Genomic DNA, 1251 nt, shown 5'->3' with positions numbered 1-1251 from the left:
AAGTGACCAGCGCCGTTGCGGAGACGTCGCAAGTTGATGTCATGCAGGAGTATCAGAACCCGCTCTGGTCCATTCTAGAAGCGTTTCGCACCGTGCTCGGCTCGCTCGGGCCCGTCCTGGGTATCATCGCTGCTGCCGTCATTGCGCTAAGCATTATTGGCGCAGCACGACTGCACCGTCAGAGTCCCTATTTCGCGCCAATTGTTGGCCTGCATATCGCGCTGACCATGGCGCTCCTCCTCGCGCTCGGCATGCGCATCTGGCCGCGCTTCTTCTTCGTGGATATCGGATTCCTGATGCTGCTTATCATTGTCGGCGTCTATGCCAGCTGCGTCTGGGTTCGGCAGATCGTGACGTTTGTTCCGCAGAAAGCCGTCTTCCCAGCGGCTGTTGCTGCTATGGTTCTGCTATCGATTGGTCTCGCCACCAGCAATTATACCGCTCCGAAGCAAAACCTCGCCGGCGCCGTCGAATATGTCGGCGACACTGAGACGGGCGACGCGAGGGTCTATGGCATTGGCGTCGCAGGCTCGCTCTATAACAGCTTTTACGGCACCGACTGGTCTCCGATCGAGACCGAAGCCGCATTCGATGCCGCAATGGCGGAGCCAGGTCCGGTCTACCTCGTTATCGCCTTTCCAGGTCGGTCATTTCGCGTCCTGCCAAAAATGGAAGAGATGGCCGATAGCGGTGAGCTTGAACTCGTTAAACGTTTTCACGGTACACTCGGCGACGGAAATGTTTTGATCTTCAAGCGAGTTTGAGCATGAACCTCATCATCGGGTCCGGACCAGCAGGCGTCTCTGTCGCCATGGCGTTGATCGCGCGCGGTCAGACAGTGACGCTGATTGATGCAGGCAAAGACCTGTCCACGGACCTCAGCGACCGGCGCGATAATTTCGCGTCCAAACCGGCTGAGTCCTGGACGAGCGAAGATCATAAGGCCTGGCAGGCCCCGCAGCTGGAAAAGACCGGCGATCTCTCCATGCGCTTCGGCTCTATCCACGCGCAAAACCCGCTATCGGATGCGTTTGCCGACGAGACAGTTTTTGCGGGGCGTTCTTCGCACGCTATCGGCGGTCTATCCAATGTCTGGGGCGCGGCCGTCTTGCCGTATCGCCAGGAAGATATCGGCTCATGGCCGATCAGTGCTGCAGATCTTGCTCCTCACTATCAAGCCGTATCTCAATTCATGCCGATCGCCGGATCGCCCGACGATGATTTGCAAGGCGTGTTTCCAGCCTTTGATCC

At 58.0% G+C, this 1251-nt stretch carries 2 protein-coding genes; both read left to right on the top strand.

What is annotated here, in order from left to right; all coding sequences use genetic code 11:
• A partial coding sequence (locus tag LYNGBM3L_RS49800; protein WP_044492976.1) for a hypothetical protein occupies positions 1-764 on the top strand: 764 nt, incomplete at its 5' end.
• Between the two features lie 2 nt (positions 765-766).
• Positions 767-1251, top strand: a 485-nt coding sequence (locus LYNGBM3L_RS49795; RefSeq protein ID WP_161603157.1) for an FAD-dependent oxidoreductase, incomplete at its 3' end; no start/stop codon positions are given.

Source organism: Moorena producens 3L (genome assembly GCF_000211815.1).
Classification (GTDB): domain Bacteria; phylum Cyanobacteriota; class Cyanobacteriia; order Cyanobacteriales; family Coleofasciculaceae; genus Moorena; species Moorena producens.
This window is presented reverse-complemented; position numbering and strand designations above follow the sequence as displayed.